Here is a 14630-nt window from a genome sequence, read left to right as displayed (position 1 = left end):
CCCGGTCAATCCGGCAGGATCGGAACCGAGAGTCCTTCACCGCGATTGATCAGCGCGGCGCGGGTGACCGCGGCGGATCCGAAGCGTCGGCGCAGCTCGTCCAGGGTGGCGTCGAGCGTGTTGGCGGCGCGGGCTTCGAACGGCAGCGTCAACTGGACGGCATCGGCGTCGTCGAGGTTGGTGAGCGCGATTCCGATGAGGGTGAGACCGCGTTCGCGGATCATCGGCATCGCGGCGGCGAGCAGGGCGCGCGCGGCGGACAGGACGGTGTCGGTGCGGTCGGTGGCCTCGGCGAGGGTGTGCGAGCGGGTGGCGCGGCTGAAATCATCGAAGCGCAAGCGCAGGACCACCGTGCGACATACCCGGTCGGCCGCGCGCAGGCGGCGGCCGAGCCGGTCGACCAGGCCGTGCAGATATGCCTCGATCTCCTCGGGGTCGCGCCCGCGGCGCCCGAGCGCACGCTGCGCGCCGAGGGAGCGCCGCCTGCGTCCGGTGTCGACCCGGCGCGGATCGCGGGCCATCGACAGCGCCGCGAGGTGCCGCCCGGCTGCCGGGCCGAGGATCGCGCGCAGTCCGGCCTCGCCGTGCTGGGCGAGCTGGCCGATACGGGTGATGCCGCGTTCGCGCAGTGCCGCGGCCGTCACCTCGCCGACGCCCCAGAGCCGTTCGACCGGCAGCGGATGCAGGAAGTCGAGCTCACCGTCGGGCGGCACGAGGCGCAGCCCGTCCGGTTTGGCGACCGCGCTCGCGACCTTCGCCAGGAACTTGGTACGCGCGATCCCCACCGAGATCGGCAGGCCGACCTCGTCGCGCACGCGGGCCCGCAACCGCCGGGCGATATCGATCGGTTCGCCCGCGAGTCGACGCAGGCCGCCGACATCGAGGAACGCCTCGTCGATGGAGATGCCCTCCACGACCGGTGTGGTGTCGCGGAAGACCTCGAAAACCGCCTTGCTCGCCTCGGAGTAGGCCGACATGCGCGGCGGGACGACGATCGCGTGCGGACACATCCGCAGCGCGCGCGATCCGTTCATCGGCGTGCGGATGCCGTACGCCTTGGCCTCGTAGCTGGCGGCGAGCACGACCCCGCCGCCGACGATTACGGGCCTGCCGCGTAGCCGCGGATCGTCGCGCTGCTCCACCGAGGCGTAGAAGGAGTCGAGGTCGGCGTGCAGGATCGAGGCTTCGGCGCGGGCGGTGATCGAGGGTCGTTCGGATCCTCCGGCGCGCTCGGGGCGGGACGGCTGGCGATTCGCGTCTGCTCCGGACCGCTCGGACGAGTCCGCGCGCGACCCGGTGGGTTGGCGGCGGTAATCGGACACGAACATATGTTCGCATGAGCCGCCGACAAGTGTCGCGTCCTCGAAAAATCTACGACGCGACTCCGTAGCAATCCCGGCCGACCGGGTACCCTGGTACGCCAGTGTTCGAACCAGTGGTGAGGGAGTCGGGACGGTGCGTGGATTCGGGGACCTGGAAGCGGTCATCATGGACCGCATCTGGGATCGGGACGCGGAGACCACGTCGGTCCGCGAGATCTTCGAAGAGCTGTCGAGCGAACGCGACATCGCCTACACGACCGTCATGTCCACCATGGACAACCTGCACCGCAAGGGCTGGCTGGCGCGCGAACGCGCGGGCAAGGCCTACCGATACTGGCCGACGCTGACCCGCGAGGAACACAGCGCGCGCCTCATGCTCGAGGCGCTCGGCGCAGGCGGGCGCTCGGACCTGGTGCTGAGCCACTTCGTCGACCGGATCAGCGCGGAGGAATCGGCGGGCCTGCGCGCCGCGCTGCGGCGGCTCACCGCGCGCAAGACCCCCGAGGCGCAGTGAACGTCGCGCTCGGGCTGATGCTGCACGCGACCGTGGTGGCCGTGATCGGTCCGCCGGTGCTGCGCCGCCTCACCCGTCGCGGCGTCGCGCCCCGGCTCGGGGTGACGGCCTGGCTCGTCGCGATCGGCGGTGCGCTCGGTGGCTGGGCGCTCGCGGCCGGACTGCTCGTGCGGGAGTTCGCGACCATCTGGCGACATCCCGGCGACGCCTTGCAGGCGTGCTACGCGGTGCTGTCCACGCCTGCGCACCCGCACAGCGGCACGGTCACCAAACTGGTCACCTTCGTGATCTCGGCGCTGGTCACCGTGGCCGTGATCGCGGTCGTCGCGCACGTGCTGCGCGTCGCGGCGCGCTTGCGTGCGCAGACCCACGAACACGGCCGTGCGGTCCGCATGGTGGGGCGGCGCGCGCCGGGTCTCGACGCGGTCGTGCTCGACTCACCGGAACCGCAGGCCTACTGCGTCTCGGGGCGGCCGAGCACGATCGTGGTCACCAGCGCGGCCGTCGACGCGCTGACCGACGCGCAGCTCGCCGCCGTGCTCGCCCACGAACGGGCCCACCTGCGCGGCAGGCACGCGATGCTGACCGGCATCCTGCGCAGCACGGCGGCGGCGCTGCCCGGCGTGCGACTGCTCACCGAAGGCGCGGTGGAGGTCGGACGCCTGCTCGAGATGTGCGCCGACGACCGCGCCGCCCGCGACCACGGACCAGCGCCGCTGCTCGGCGGCCTGCTCGCCCTGCTCGGCGCCGCGACACCCGCGCCTTCCGGTGCGCTCGGCGCCGCGGGCACGGCGGTGCTGGCCCGTGCGGAACGGCTCGTTGAACCCGTCGGCCCGATGCGTCGCGCGACCAATCGCACCGCCCTGATCGGAGTGATCCTCGCGACCGTGATCGGACTGTCCGAGATCAGCCTCGGCGTCCTGTTCGCGGGGATGCTCGTCGACTGACGCGATCTCGCGTGCGGCACGGCCGCCGCGCCGAGGCGGGGTAGTCGCGTCCATCCGCTCGCCCCGGGAGAATCGGGGCCATGAGCGAAGCAGACGATTGGAATGCCAAGATAATCGCCGAGTTCCGGGAGAACGAGGGGCGGGTGGGCGGCCCGTTCGAGGGCGCGCCGATGGTTCTGCTGCACCATCGGGGGCGCAAGAGCGGCCGGGAGGTGGTGACTCCGCTGATGTACATGGCCGACGACGGCGACGCCGACCTCATCTACCTGTTCGCCTCCAAGGCGGGCGCGCCGAGCAATCCGGCCTGGTACTACAACCTGACCAGCGGGGGCGCGGGCGCGGTCGAGCGCGGTACCGAGACATATCCGGTCACGGTGGACGAGGTCACCGGGGACAACCGCGACCGGATCTATTCCGAGCAGGCGAAGCGGTATCCGGGATTCGCCGACTACGCGCGCAAGACCGAGGGCGTCCGCACGATTCCCGTACTGGCATTGCGGCGCGCCTGACCGGACCGGGTCCGCGATCCGACGCGGACCCGTCGACGACCGCACGTTACGGGCGGGGCGATGCCTACTTCCGGCCCCACATCAGGCCCTTGATGATGGCGGGCTGCGGAACGTCCTCGACGGCGATGAGGCCCGCGGGGGCGTCGCACACCCAGTCCAGGGCGTTCAGGGCGCGCGCGGCGGTGGAGATGCAGCCCGCGTCGGTCGGGTCGAACAGCGGGTGCGAGACGTGGGTGTTGATCTCGACGCGCGGGTCGCCGTCCACCACGACGCGGTGCACGCCGATGTGGTTCTCCGGCGGGAAGTCCCAGTCGGGGGCGGCGGCGGGGGTGAGCCGGTTGACGTGTTCGAGGGTGATCACCGGTTCGCCGTCGACCACGCCCTCGGTCGCGAAGCGCACCGCGGCCATCTGCCCCGGCTCCACGGTCATCATGGTGCATTCGATGCGTTCGGGGGTGTACCAGCGTTCGGTGCGCTGGCGGACCTCGTCGAGGGTGATGCCGAGGCCGTCGGCGAGGCTGCGCACCGGCCCGCCCCACATCGATTCCACGACGCCGGGCAGGAACAGCGGCGGCAGTTCGCCGTCCTCGGTGGAGCCGAAGCCCATGGACGCGCCGGTGTACTCGTAGTCGTCGTAGTTCGCGTAGTCGAAGATCTCCTGCACGGTGACCGAGCTGACCCTGGTCGCGAGGCTCAGCGCGGTGTGCACGAGGGTGTCGCCGGAGTAGCCGGGGTCGATGCCGTTGATGTAGAGCGAGGAGCCGCCCGCCGCGCAGGCCTGCTCGAGCGGTTCGCGGATCCATTCCTGGGCGTGGCGTGGCGCGGCCATCCAGACGAAGGAGGTGCCGACCACGTCGATGCCCGCCGCGAGGATCTTGGTGAGTTCCTCGAGCGCTTCCACCGGCCGGGTCTCGGCGAGCGCGGTGTAGACGACGCAGTCGGGTCGCAGGGCGAGCAGCGCGTCGACGTCGTCGGTGGCGAGCACGCCGGTGGGTTCGGGCCAGTCGCACAGTTCGGCGGCGTCGCGCCCGATCTTGGCCGGGCTCGCGGCGTGCACTCCGACCAGTTCGAGGTCGGGGCGGCCGATGATGGCCCGGAGCGAATGACGCCCGACGTTGCCCGTGGAGAACTGGACTACTCTGCGCACTGTCTTCACCTGTCTCGATGTGTTCGATGAGCTCGGCGGCTCTCGTCGGCGATCCCGGATCGAAGTGTCGTCGCGGCACGCCGGGAGGTTGTCGCGCGGCGATCCCACGCATCTGCTGTACGGGCTTACCGTATCAGCGACAGTAAGTGCATCTAGCATTTTCGAGAGAAGATTTCGAAAAGGTGGTGTCCCCCTCCGCCGTCGAACGCCCCGGTTCCGGCGATTCGGCTCTGGAACCGGTGCGCCGATCCCTCAGTCGACGGCGCGCGCGACCCGACCGGAGGTCGTCGCGCCGAGCCCGATCACCGCGGCGAGTACCGCGATTGCCGCGGTGAGGTACCACGTGCGCTGGAACGCGTCGAGGGTCTCGTTCGGGCCGACGGGCGAACCGAGCGTCGCCACCACCACCGCGACGCCGATCGCGAGGCCGATCTGGCGGGCCATGCTCAGCACCGCCGATCCGGTGGCGAAGCGCTGCGGCGGCAGACCGCCGGTGCCCGCGGCGAACGCGGTCGGCAAGGTCAGGCCGACGCCGAGTCCGGTGATCAGCATGCCGCCGAGCACGCCGCCGACGTAGTCGGGCTGCACGGTGATCGCGCGCGCCCACCAGACCAGTCCCGCCGCGAACGCGATGCCGCCCGCGGCGATCACCGGTCCGGCGCCGAGTCTGGCGATCAGCCGTCCGGCGAGGATCGCCACGACCGGAACGACCAGCGGTCCCGGCGCGATGGCGAGTCCGGTGCGCAGCGCCGACCAGCCCCACACGTTCTGTGTCCAGAGCACCGCGGTGAGCAGCATGCCGGCGAAGGCGATCTGGAAGAACACCGAATTGGCCGCCATCAGGCCGAAATTCGGCGCGCGGAGCAGCGTCGGGTCGAGGATCGGGCTGTGATGGCGGGCCGAGGAGATCGCGAAGCCGATCGCGCAGACCGCGGCGGCCGCGAAGGACAGCAGCACACCCGCCGAGGTCCACCCCCAGTCCTCGCCCTTCACAACGCCGAGGACGAGGGTGGCGACCGCGCCGATGAACAGCAGCGTGCCGACCAGGTCGGGCAGCGGGCCGCCGTCCCCGCGCGGATCGGGCAGCCTGCGCAGGCCGAACGCGGCCGCCGCCAATCCGATCGGCACATTGACCAGGAACACCCAACGCCAGTCCAGTTCCACCAGCAGCCCGCCGATCACCGGGCCGAGCGCGGCGCCGAGTCCGCCGAAGGCGACCCACAGCCGCACCGCCGTCGCGCGGCGTTCGGGCGGCGTCGCGGCCAGCACCAATCCGAGCGAGGCCGGGGTCAGCATGGCCGCGCCCACGGCTTGGAGCACGCGGAACCCGGTCAGCGACAGCACATCCCACGCGGCCGCGCACAGCGCCGAGCCCGCGACGAACACCACGAGCCCGAGCAGGAACACGGTGCGATTGCTGCCGCGGTCGCCGAGTCGCCCGGCGGGCACCAGCAGCGCGGCGAAGACGATGGCGTAGGCGTTGAGCACCCACGACAGCCCGGACAGGTCGGCCTCGAAGTCGAGCGCCATCTGCGGCAGCGCGACATTGACGATGAACAGGTCGAGACTCGACAGCAGCACCCCGATCGAGACGATGGCCAGTACCACCCGGTGGTCGACGGCCTTCGCGCGTTCGGTGACAACGGTATTCACGGTCGTTTCCCCGTTCAGCCGAGTACTCGGCGGCTCTGGCGGGCGGTGGCGAGCAGACGGCCGCGCTCGTCCCAGATATCGATGTCGTCCACCGACCATCCGCCGCCGGTGCTGACATTGGCCGCGCGTACCAGGGCCCGGCGGGCGAGCGGGTCGAAGTCGTCGGTGTGCACGTGCAGTGACATGGTCACCGTCGGCACCGCGACGGGTGCGGTGAGCGCGGGGAAGATCGCGGGCGGCAGCGCGTCGGCAAGGACGGCGAGCGACGGCGCGTCGAGGGGCAACTCGGGGATGAGCGCGGTCCACACCGTCATGCAGGTCTCATCGGAGCCGGTGAGCGGCAGCGGGCCCGCGGCGGGGCGGATCTCGAAATGGGCGGCCGCCGGGACGATATCGGTGGGCAATCGGAACAGTGCGCAGGCGTCGGGCGCGGGGACCTGCGGGGCCGTTCGGTCGAATCGGTCGTCGATCGTGCCCGCGCGGGTGCGACCGAGGGTGACCGAGGCCGCGGCGACCGTGTCCTCGTCCTGTAGGACGGCGATGTCGACCACGTGTGTGGTGCGCCCGACCGGGTGGCGCTCGGCGCGCAGGGTGAGTTCACCGTCGCGGGGGCGGCCGAGGAAGCGCAGGTCGAGCGCGCGCACCGCGACCTCGTCGCCCACGGCGGATTCGGCCGCCGCGACCGCGAGTCCCGCGATGACGCCGCCGTGCGGGCCGGTCCAGCCCCGCCAGGTGTCGTCGACTCGGGCTCGCCAGCGGTGCCGGTCGATCTCGGTGAGGTCGAAGACCGCCCCGAACGGTGAAGTGAGTTGCATCATGCAACGCACTGTAGGTGAGTGAGTTCTTTCAAGCAACCGACTACTGTGGGGGTATGCGACGGACGAGCTTCGAGGACATGAACTGCTCGCTTGCCCAATGCCTCGAGGCGGTCGGGGAGTGGTGGACGCTGCTGATCGTGCGCGACGCGCTGTTCGGCGTGACCCGATTCGACGACTTCCGCGACCGCCTCGGCATCGCGCGCAATGTCCTCACCCAGCGCCTCGACCGCCTCGTCGACCACGGCATCCTCACCAAGCAGGCATACCAGCGGAACCCGGTCCGCTACGACTACCTGCTCACCGACAAGGGCAGATCACTGTGGACCGTGGTGGCCGCCATGCGCCAGTGGGGTGATCGCTGGGCCGCCCCGGACGGCGCGCCGGTGGAAACCGTGCACATCCGATGCGGTCATATCGCCACCATCGAACCCGTGTGCTCGGAATGCGGGGAACGGGTCAGGGCCCGCGAACTACGCCCGGTCCTCGGTCCGGGCGCCAAGGACATGGCGCTGATTCCCGAACGGAACGCCGCCGGACCCGCGCGATAGGCTGCGCCGGTGACGCAGCAGCGAGTGTTGATCGATACGGTCGCGTGGGTGCACATCGTGCACGGCCGCATCCTGTGCGCCCGCCCGCGCGGCAAGGACGTCTTCTACATCCCCGGCGGCAAACGCGAAGGCGGCGAAACCGATCCGCAGACCCTCGTCCGCGAGATCGAGGAAGAACTCGCCGTCACCCTCCGACCGGACACCATCGCCCACGTCGGCACCTACGAAACCGACGACGGCCCGTACACCGTGAGAATGAGCTGCTACACCGCCGACTACACGGGCGCCATCACCGCCAGCGGCGAAATCGACGAACTCGCCTGGTTCACCTACGCCGACCGCGACACCGTGCCACCCGTCGACCAACTCCTGTTCGACGACCTCGTGAAAGACGGCCTGCTGTCCTCGGCGCGCACCCTCGACGCCGTGGGCGACTGAGCGGCAGGTCCGAACAGCCCCGACCACGTCCGAATTCCACTGTGGACGTGGTCGAGACTGCTCGGACCTACGTGGTGACCGGTTCGCGGCCCGCGCGCTCGATCAGGTGTTGCACCAGGATCAGGAGCACGTTCTTGCAGGACTCGCGACTGCGGGCGTCGCAGAGCAGGACGGGGGTGATCGGGTCGAGGTCGAGGGCGTCGCGGACCTCGTCGATGGTGTAGCGGGGTGCGCCGTCGAAGCAGTTCACGCCCACCATGAACGGCAGTCCGCGGCGTTCGAAGAAATCGACCGCGGCGAAGGAATTGCTCAGGCGTCGGGTGTCGGCGAGCACCACCGCACCCAGCGCGCCCCTCGACAGCTCGTCCCACAGGAACCAGAAGCGGTCCTGGCCCGGCGTGCCGAACAGGTAGAGCACCAGGTCACGGTCGATGGTGATGCGACCGAAATCCAGCGCCACCGTTGTGGTGTGCTTCTGCTCGACGCCGGACAGGTCGTCCACGCCGGTGCTGACCTCGGTGATGAGTTCTTCGGTGCGCAGCGGCGCGATTTCGCTGATCGCGGAGACCATGGTGGTCTTACCGACGCCGAAACCGCCCGCGATGAGGATCTTCACCGACGCCGCGAGATGCGGGCCGCTGTTCGGATCGTTAGCCGGGTCAAAGTTTTCTGATGCCATCCAGTACCGCTCGCAATACGTTGAGATCACCGGGTCCGGTTTCCGCCTGCACCGGTGATCGGAAGATCAAATGGCCCTCGCCGATCAGGTCACCGACGAGGATCTTGGTCACTGCCAAGGGGAGTTTCAGGTTGGCGGCCACCTCGGCCACCGTCTGAGGTACGGTACACAGCCGCACGATCTGTGCGTACTCGGGTTCGGTGCGCCGTAACGGCGGCGAAACCTCCGTAACGATGACCACCGTCAGGATGTCCAGATCCTGACCGGCGCCCATGGTGCGACCACGAGTCAGTGCGTACGGCCGGACCAGCGGTCCGGCCGCGTCATCGAACCATGGCTCACCCCGACGCGTCATGGCAGGCGCGCAGGCGTCGAGAGGTAGGTGCCGACACGCTGCACGGTCACGTTCATCTCGTAGGCGACCATGCCGAGGTTGGCCGTCTCCGACGCCTGCAGGGCCAGGCAGGCGTTGTCGCCCGCCGCGGTGACGAACAGGACGGCGCGATCGAGTTCGATCACCGTCTGCCGTACGCCACCGCCGTCGAAGCGGACGCCCGCGCTGCGCGCGAGACCGTACAACGTCGACGACATGGCCGCGAAATGTTCGGCGTCCTCGCGGCTCATGGCGGTGGAGCGGCCGAGTAGCAGGCCGTCGGTGGACAACACGACGGCGTGGCGAACCCCGGCAAGCCGGTCCACCAGGTCGTCCAATAGCCAGTTGAGATCACCGGTTTTGGGAGCGGTCACCGTCGCCTTCCTGTTCCTGTTCGTCGGCGAGCTGCATGCGGCGGCCCTGCCGGGTTCCATTCTCGATGGCGGACATCAGATCTCGGGCCTGTTCGGCGGAACGCTCGCGTTCGGCGACCGGCTCGGTGGTCTTGGTGTCCCTCGCCAACTCGGGTGCGAGATTGGCCTGCCGCCTGCGCCGCGGCAGCAGCGGCCTGCCGTCCGGGCCGATCTGGTCGGTACGCGGCGCGGCCTGCGTCGGCGCGGGGGCGGGTGGTGGTTCCGGCGCGAACACCGGCGGCGGTTCGGGGGCGAACACGGGCGGTGCGGGCGGCGCGGCGGTGAGCACGGCCGCGGGCGCCTCGATCTCGGCCTGCGGCGGCGCGGTCTCGATGGCGGGCGCGGCGTGCCTGCCATTGCGCCGGACCGGTTCCGACGGTACGGGGTCGGCTTGGCGACCGGGGCGCGCGTCACCCGCGAGCAGCGCGGTCGGGATGAGGACGATGGCGCGGACGCCGCCGTAGTCGGATTCGCTCAGCCGCACCGAGACGTTGTTGCGCTGGGCGAGCTGGGCGACCACGAACAGGCCGAGGCGGGAGTCCTCCGACAGGGTGGCGACACCGAAATCGGGCGGGTTGCCCAGCATCTGGTTGGTGCGCACGAGTTCGTCGGCGGGCATGCCCATGCCCTGGTCGGTTATTTCGATGACCACACCCTTGCCTACCACATTGCCGGTGACTTCGACCTTCGACTGGGGCGGAGAGAAGGATGTGGCGTTGTCGACCAGTTCCGCGAGCAGGTGTACGAGGTCGGCGACGACGGTACCGATGACATGCGCCTCGGGGACGCGGCCGACTCGAACCCGCGCGTAGTCGAGGGTCTCACCGACCGAGGAGCGCACCAGATCCAACAGCGGCACCGGGTAGCGCCACTGCCTGCCGGGTCGGCCGCCGCCGAGGATGATGAGGTTCTCGGCGTTGCGGCGTTCGCGGGTGGCGAGGTGGTCGAGACGGAACAGGGTATCCAGCAGGGCCGGATCCTCCTGGGTGCTCTCGGCCTCGTCGAGGATCTCGAGCTGGCGGTGCACCACGATCTGGCTGCGGTGCGCGATGTTGAGGAACACCGCGCGCACGCCTTCGCGGGTGCGGGCCTCGCGGACGGCGCCTTCGACGGCCGCGGCGTGCGCGTGCTGGAACGCCCTGGCGACTTCACCGATCTCGTCGTGACCGAAGTCCAGCGGTGGGGCTTCGGCGCTGGGATCGATGGGTTGGCCATCGCGCAGTCGTTGCAGGGTGTCGGGCAGTCGCTCGTCGGCCAGCGCCATGGTTTCCGCGCGCAGCCTGCGTAGCCTGCGGATCACGCGGTTGGCCAGCAGGATCGCGATGACGAACGCGCCGATGCTGACCAACAGCACGCCCGCGCCCGCCCACGTCGAGTTCTCGGTGTTGCGTTTGCTGACCGCCTCCGCGAGGTTGTGGGCGCTGAGGTGCTGCACCTTCAGGGTTTCCAGGATCACGTCGTTGATCTGGTTCGCCGCTTCCTGCCACTCCGCGTTGGTCATCGGCAGCGCTGGCAGGTTGCTCGACCTGACTCCACTCTCGGTGGCAAGGGCGCGCTGGACGAATGCGCTCTCCATTGCGCTGACCCGCTGCCAGGCCGGACTGGCGACCAGCGTTTCCAGTCGGGCGCGCTGACCGAATTCGGGGTCGCCGATCATGCTGGCGATCTGCCCGTGGTAGAGGCCCGACTGGTACTGGAATTCTTCCAGCGGGATGGCGAACGGCGTCGCGGACACCAGTGTGGCGCGTGCGATGGCGTTGCTGCGGGACAAGGCCTCGCTGACATAGGTCAGCGACCGCGCGTCGGCCAGCTCCGCGGACGCCTCGGCGTCGGGGGAGGTGACCTGGGTGATGCGTCCGCCGTTGGCGACAAGGCCCCCCAACTGGTTGAAGAGCGCGTAGGTTTCGCGCGGACCGAGGAAACCGGCGTCGATGGCGCCGCGCGCTTTGGCGATTTCGCCGATCGCGTCCAGGTTGGCGTCGTAAGAGGGGTCGACTTTATCGAGTCCGAGTCGCATCAGGGGCTGCGAGGCGGCCGTGATGGAGCGCAACGCCGAGTCGAGTCGGGTGCGTGCCGCCGCGAGTTGCGCGGCGGCGGACTCGTCGCCCGCGAAGCGGGCCAGGGTGAGCTGGCGTTCGGCCTGGACCGCGCGCACCATCTCCACGGTCGGGTCGATGACCTGCTGCATCGCGGTCGCCCATTCCTCGGCGTGCTTGCCCTGGGCGACCAGATAGCCGGACGCGCCGACGCCGCCGACGAGCAGCACCAGGCTCGGGACCAGCGCGATCGCGAGTATTCGGGCACGGACACCGGGCCTCGCTATGAACATCGGACCAAAATAGCCTACCCGGTCGCTGTTTGAGGCACTCTTTCGGGGAATTGTTCTGAATTGACAACGCGCTGAAGGATATGCAGTCGGTTGCATCGAAATCCGAATGGCGCAGTAGGCTTTGTGCATGACTCTGTTACCGGCGAGTAGCCTCAGCTCGGTGTGCGCCGTCAGCGACGAGAGGAAGTAAAGAATGCCTGCTCCTCGAGTAGAAGTCTTCGAACGGCTGCGCGCGGTAGCCGCCGTCGCCGATCCCGCGGCGGGTGCGCGGCGCGAGATCGCCGAGACCTTCACCGGCCGACCGCTCGGCGATACGCCGGTCGGCACGGTCGCCGATGTCGACGCCGCCTTCGCCGAAGCCCGAGCGGCCCAGCCGCATTGGGCCGCGCGCTCGGTCGGCGACCGCGCCGCGGTGTTCGAGCGATTCCGCGCGCTGGTGGTCGAACACCGCGAGGACCTCATGGACGTCCTGCAGGCCGAAACCGGTAAAGCACGGTGGGCCGCGCAGGAAGAGATCATGGGGATGATCTTCGCGGCGCGCTATTTCGCGAGAACCGCGCCGAGATTACTGCGGCCGCGCGGAGTTCGCGGCGCATTTCCCGTTCTGAACCGCGCGTCGGTGGCGCCGGTGCCCAAGGGCGTGGTCGGGGTGATAGCCCCCTGGAACTATCCGATGTTGTTGTCCATCGGCGACGCCATTCCGGCCCTGCTCGCCGGTAATGCCGTGGTCGTCAAACCGGACAGCCGAACCCCTTACTCCGCACTGGCCGCCGCCGAGCTGCTGTATCGGGCGGGCGTGCCGCGCGCGGTGCTCGCCGTGGTGCCAGGTCAGGGCACCGTGGTCGGCACCGCCATCGTCGATTCCTGCGACTACCTGATGTTCACCGGCTCCTCGGCCACCGGACGCGACCTCGCCGAGCGGTGCGGACGCCGACTGATCGGATTCTCTGCCGAACTCGGCGGCAAGAACCCGATGATCGTCACCGCGGGCGCGCACCTGGACAAGGCGGCGAGAGCGGCGGTGCGGGCCTGCTTCTCCAACGCGGGCCAACTCTGCATCTCCATCGAGCGCATCTACGTGGACCGGGCGGTCGCCGCCGAGTTCACCGACAAGTTCGTCGCCGCCATCGGGTCCGCCGTGCTCGGCTCCGGCTACGACTTCTCCGCCGACATCGGCAGTCTCATCTCCGATGCGCAGCTCGAGACCGTCGCCAAACACGTCGCCGACGCCACATCCAAGGGCGCGAAGGTGCTCGTCGGCGGCAAGGCGCGCCCCGATATCGGTCCGCTGTTCTACGAGCCGACCGTGCTGTCGGAGGTCACCGACGGCATGGAGTGCGCGCGCGAGGAGACCTTCGGCCCGCTGGTCTCGATCTATCCGGTGGACTCGGTCGAGGAGGCGATCCGCGCGGCCAACGACACCGAATACGGGCTCAACGCCAGCGTGTGGGCGGCGAGCAAGTCCGAGGGCGAGCGCATCGCGCGTCGACTGCGCGCGGGCACCGTGTGCGTCGACGAGGGCTACGCGCCCGCCTGGGGGACCACCGCCGCGCCGATGGGCGGCATGGGCAGCTCCGGCGTCGGCCGCCGCCACGGCCCGGACGGGCTGCTGAAGTTCACCGAACCGCAGACGGTCGTCGTGACCCGGTTCATGAATCTGGATCCGCCGCCGATGATCTCGCGGGCGCTGTGGCAGCGGTCCCTGATGACCTTGGCGCGCGCGATCCGGTTCCTGCCCGGTCGCTGAAACCCCTGCGGCCGGCCGACTCGGTCTGCGGCGAGCCGGCCGGCGCGGGGAGACGATGCGGTCGAACAACGCAGCTGATTCGACGCATCGCCGGGCCTCAGGCGAGAGGATCGGCGCCGGTGCGAAGCGGTGGACCCGCCTCGAGCACCGCGCTCTCCGCCTCGGTGAGCAATCGCGACCGGATGACGAAACGGACACCGTCGGGCGCTTCCAGCGAGAATCCGCTGCCGCGCCCCTCGACCGCGTCCACTGTCAGGTGGGTGTTCTTCCAACGTTCGTACTGGTCGCCGAGCATCCAGAACTCGGTGTGCCAGGCCAGGTGTCCGAGTAGGACATCCGAGCCGCCGACCCGGAACTCGTTGGTGGACAAGCACATCGGGGAGCTGCCGTCGCAGCAGCCGCCGGAGAGGTGGAACAGCACCGGTCCGTGCTGTTCGATCAGGCGGCGCAGGACGACTCGCGCCGCGTCGGTCATGTCGACGCGGCGGACCCGGTGGCGCATCGGCGGGGTCCGGTCCGCCATCAGAAGAATCCGAGTTTGGTCGGCGAGTAGCTGACCAGCAGGTTCTTGGTCTGCTGGTAGTGGTCGAGCATCATCTTGTGGTTCTCGCGGCCCATGCCGGACTTCTTGTACCCGCCGAAGGCCGCGTGCGCCGGGTAGGTGTGGTAGCAGTTGGTCCACACCCGGCCCGCCTTGATCGCCCTGCCCAGGCGATAGGCGGTGTTCATATCGCGGGTCCAGACGCCTGCGCCGAGTCCGTAGAGGGTGTCGTTGGCGATTCGGACCGCTTCCTCGACGGTGTCGAAGCGCGTCACCGAGACCACCGGCCCGAAGATCTCTTCTTGGAACACACGCATCGTGTTGGCGCCTTCGAGGATCGTCGGCTGGACGTAATATCCGCCGGGCAGTCCGTCCACCTTGCGTACTTCCCCTCCGGTGAGTACGCGGGCGCCTTCCTGCCTGCCGATATCGATGTAGGACAGGATCTTCTCGTATTGGTCGTTGCTCGCTTGTGCTCCGATCATGGTGGTGTCGTCGAGTGGGTTGCCGCCCTTGATGGCCCTCGTGCGTTCGATGCAGCGGGTCATGAATTCGTCGTAGATGGTGGAGTGGATGAGGGCGCGGGAGGGGCAGGTGCAGACTTCGCCTTGGTTGAGGGCGAACATGACGAATCCTTCGATGGCTTTGTCGA

16 protein-coding genes are annotated in these 14630 nt (G+C 69.4%); 6 read left to right on the top strand and 10 right to left on the bottom strand.

The genetic code is table 11. The annotated features are described in order from the left end of the window. Positions 1 to 5: 5 nt before the first annotated feature. Positions 6 to 1328 carry a DNA polymerase IV gene (dinB, locus tag IT779_RS15775; RefSeq protein WP_196150074.1) on the bottom strand — a complete coding sequence of 441 codons (1323 nt, stop codon included), beginning with the start codon at positions 1326 to 1328 and terminating at the stop codon, positions 6 to 8. Between the two features lie 127 nt (positions 1329 to 1455). Here dinB and IT779_RS15770 point away from each other — a divergent pair, with 127 nt between their 5' ends. From IT779_RS15770 to IT779_RS15760, 3 genes are all read left to right on the top strand, one after another. Then, positions 1456 to 1836 (top strand): BlaI/MecI/CopY family transcriptional regulator, encoded by a 381-nt coding sequence (locus IT779_RS15770; RefSeq protein WP_332838822.1) that lies wholly within the window; start codon positions 1456 to 1458, stop codon positions 1834 to 1836. After that, positions 1833 to 2783 (top strand): M56 family metallopeptidase, encoded by a 951-nt coding sequence (locus IT779_RS38800; protein ID WP_196150073.1) that lies wholly within the window; start codon positions 1833 to 1835, stop codon positions 2781 to 2783. The genes IT779_RS15770 and IT779_RS38800 overlap by 4 nt, the downstream gene beginning before the upstream one ends. 80 nt (positions 2784 to 2863) lie before the next feature. Next, positions 2864 to 3292 carry a nitroreductase/quinone reductase family protein gene (locus IT779_RS15760; RefSeq protein WP_196150072.1) on the top strand — a complete coding sequence of 143 codons (429 nt, stop codon included), beginning with the start codon at positions 2864 to 2866 and terminating at the stop codon, positions 3290 to 3292. Positions 3293 to 3356: 64 nt separating this feature from the next. On the opposite strand, the gene IT779_RS15755 is transcribed toward IT779_RS15760, so the two are convergent. The 3 genes from IT779_RS15755 to IT779_RS15745 form a co-directional block, all read right to left on the bottom strand. Next, positions 3357 to 4439, bottom strand: coding sequence for an NAD(P)H-dependent amine dehydrogenase family protein (locus IT779_RS15755; RefSeq protein WP_196150071.1), 1083 nt, complete (start codon positions 4437 to 4439; stop codon positions 3357 to 3359). Between the two features lie 252 nt (positions 4440 to 4691). Next, positions 4692 to 6092 (bottom strand): MFS transporter, encoded by a 1401-nt coding sequence (locus tag IT779_RS15750; protein ID WP_332838821.1) that lies wholly within the window; start codon positions 6090 to 6092, stop codon positions 4692 to 4694. 14 nt (positions 6093 to 6106) lie between these two features. Further along, positions 6107 to 6910: an acyl-CoA thioesterase gene (locus IT779_RS15745; RefSeq protein ID WP_232541806.1), complete on the bottom strand. Its 804-nt coding sequence runs from the start codon at positions 6908 to 6910 to the stop codon at positions 6107 to 6109. A 53-nt stretch (positions 6911 to 6963) separates the two neighbouring features. Between IT779_RS15745 and IT779_RS15740 the strand changes: the two genes are divergently transcribed. Then, positions 6964 to 7458, top strand: coding sequence for a winged helix-turn-helix transcriptional regulator (locus IT779_RS15740; protein ID WP_196150069.1), 495 nt, complete (start codon positions 6964 to 6966; stop codon positions 7456 to 7458). A 9-nt stretch (positions 7459 to 7467) separates the two neighbouring features. After that, positions 7468 to 7896 carry an NUDIX hydrolase gene (locus tag IT779_RS15735; RefSeq protein WP_332838820.1) on the top strand — a complete coding sequence of 143 codons (429 nt, stop codon included), beginning with the start codon at positions 7468 to 7470 and terminating at the stop codon, positions 7894 to 7896. A gap of 67 nt (positions 7897 to 7963) precedes the next feature. On the opposite strand, the gene IT779_RS15730 is transcribed toward IT779_RS15735, so the two are convergent. Genes IT779_RS15730 through IT779_RS15715 form a run of 4 tightly spaced genes read right to left on the bottom strand, consistent with a single transcriptional unit; the run spans position 7964 to position 11690 of the window. Continuing rightward, positions 7964 to 8575, bottom strand: a complete 612-nt coding sequence (locus IT779_RS15730) for a GTP-binding protein (protein WP_196150068.1) — start codon at positions 8573 to 8575, stop codon at positions 7964 to 7966. Continuing rightward, on the bottom strand, positions 8556 to 8930 hold the full coding sequence (locus IT779_RS15725; RefSeq protein ID WP_196150067.1) for a DUF742 domain-containing protein: 375 nt from the start codon (positions 8928 to 8930) through the stop codon (positions 8556 to 8558). The genes IT779_RS15730 and IT779_RS15725 overlap by 20 nt, the downstream gene beginning before the upstream one ends. Beyond that, positions 8927 to 9322 (bottom strand): roadblock/LC7 domain-containing protein, encoded by a 396-nt coding sequence (locus tag IT779_RS15720; protein ID WP_196150066.1) that lies wholly within the window; start codon positions 9320 to 9322, stop codon positions 8927 to 8929. The genes IT779_RS15725 and IT779_RS15720 overlap by 4 nt, the downstream gene beginning before the upstream one ends. Beyond that, positions 9300 to 11690, bottom strand: a complete 2391-nt coding sequence (locus tag IT779_RS15715; RefSeq protein WP_196150065.1) for a sensor histidine kinase — start codon at positions 11688 to 11690, stop codon at positions 9300 to 9302. Before IT779_RS15715 ends, IT779_RS15720 begins: the two co-directional genes overlap by 23 nt. Before the next feature lie 193 nt (positions 11691 to 11883). Between IT779_RS15715 and IT779_RS15710 the strand changes: the two genes are divergently transcribed. Beyond that, positions 11884 to 13437, top strand: a complete 1554-nt coding sequence (locus IT779_RS15710; protein WP_196150064.1) for a succinic semialdehyde dehydrogenase — start codon at positions 11884 to 11886, stop codon at positions 13435 to 13437. Between the two features lie 97 nt (positions 13438 to 13534). On the opposite strand, the gene IT779_RS15705 is transcribed toward IT779_RS15710, so the two are convergent. Next, positions 13535 to 13960 (bottom strand): DUF779 domain-containing protein, encoded by a 426-nt coding sequence (locus tag IT779_RS15705; protein WP_232541805.1) that lies wholly within the window; start codon positions 13958 to 13960, stop codon positions 13535 to 13537. Continuing rightward, a partial coding sequence (locus IT779_RS15700; RefSeq protein WP_196150063.1) for an aldehyde dehydrogenase family protein occupies positions 13960 to 14630 on the bottom strand: 671 nt, incomplete at its 5' end. The genes IT779_RS15705 and IT779_RS15700, both read right to left, overlap by 1 nt.

It is taken from the genome of Nocardia bovistercoris (genome assembly GCF_015674855.1).
GTDB classification, from domain to species: Bacteria; Actinomycetota; Actinomycetes; order Mycobacteriales; family Mycobacteriaceae; genus Nocardia; species Nocardia bovistercoris.
Note: the sequence above shows the minus strand (reverse complement) of the source record. Positions and strands in the feature narration are given on the sequence as shown.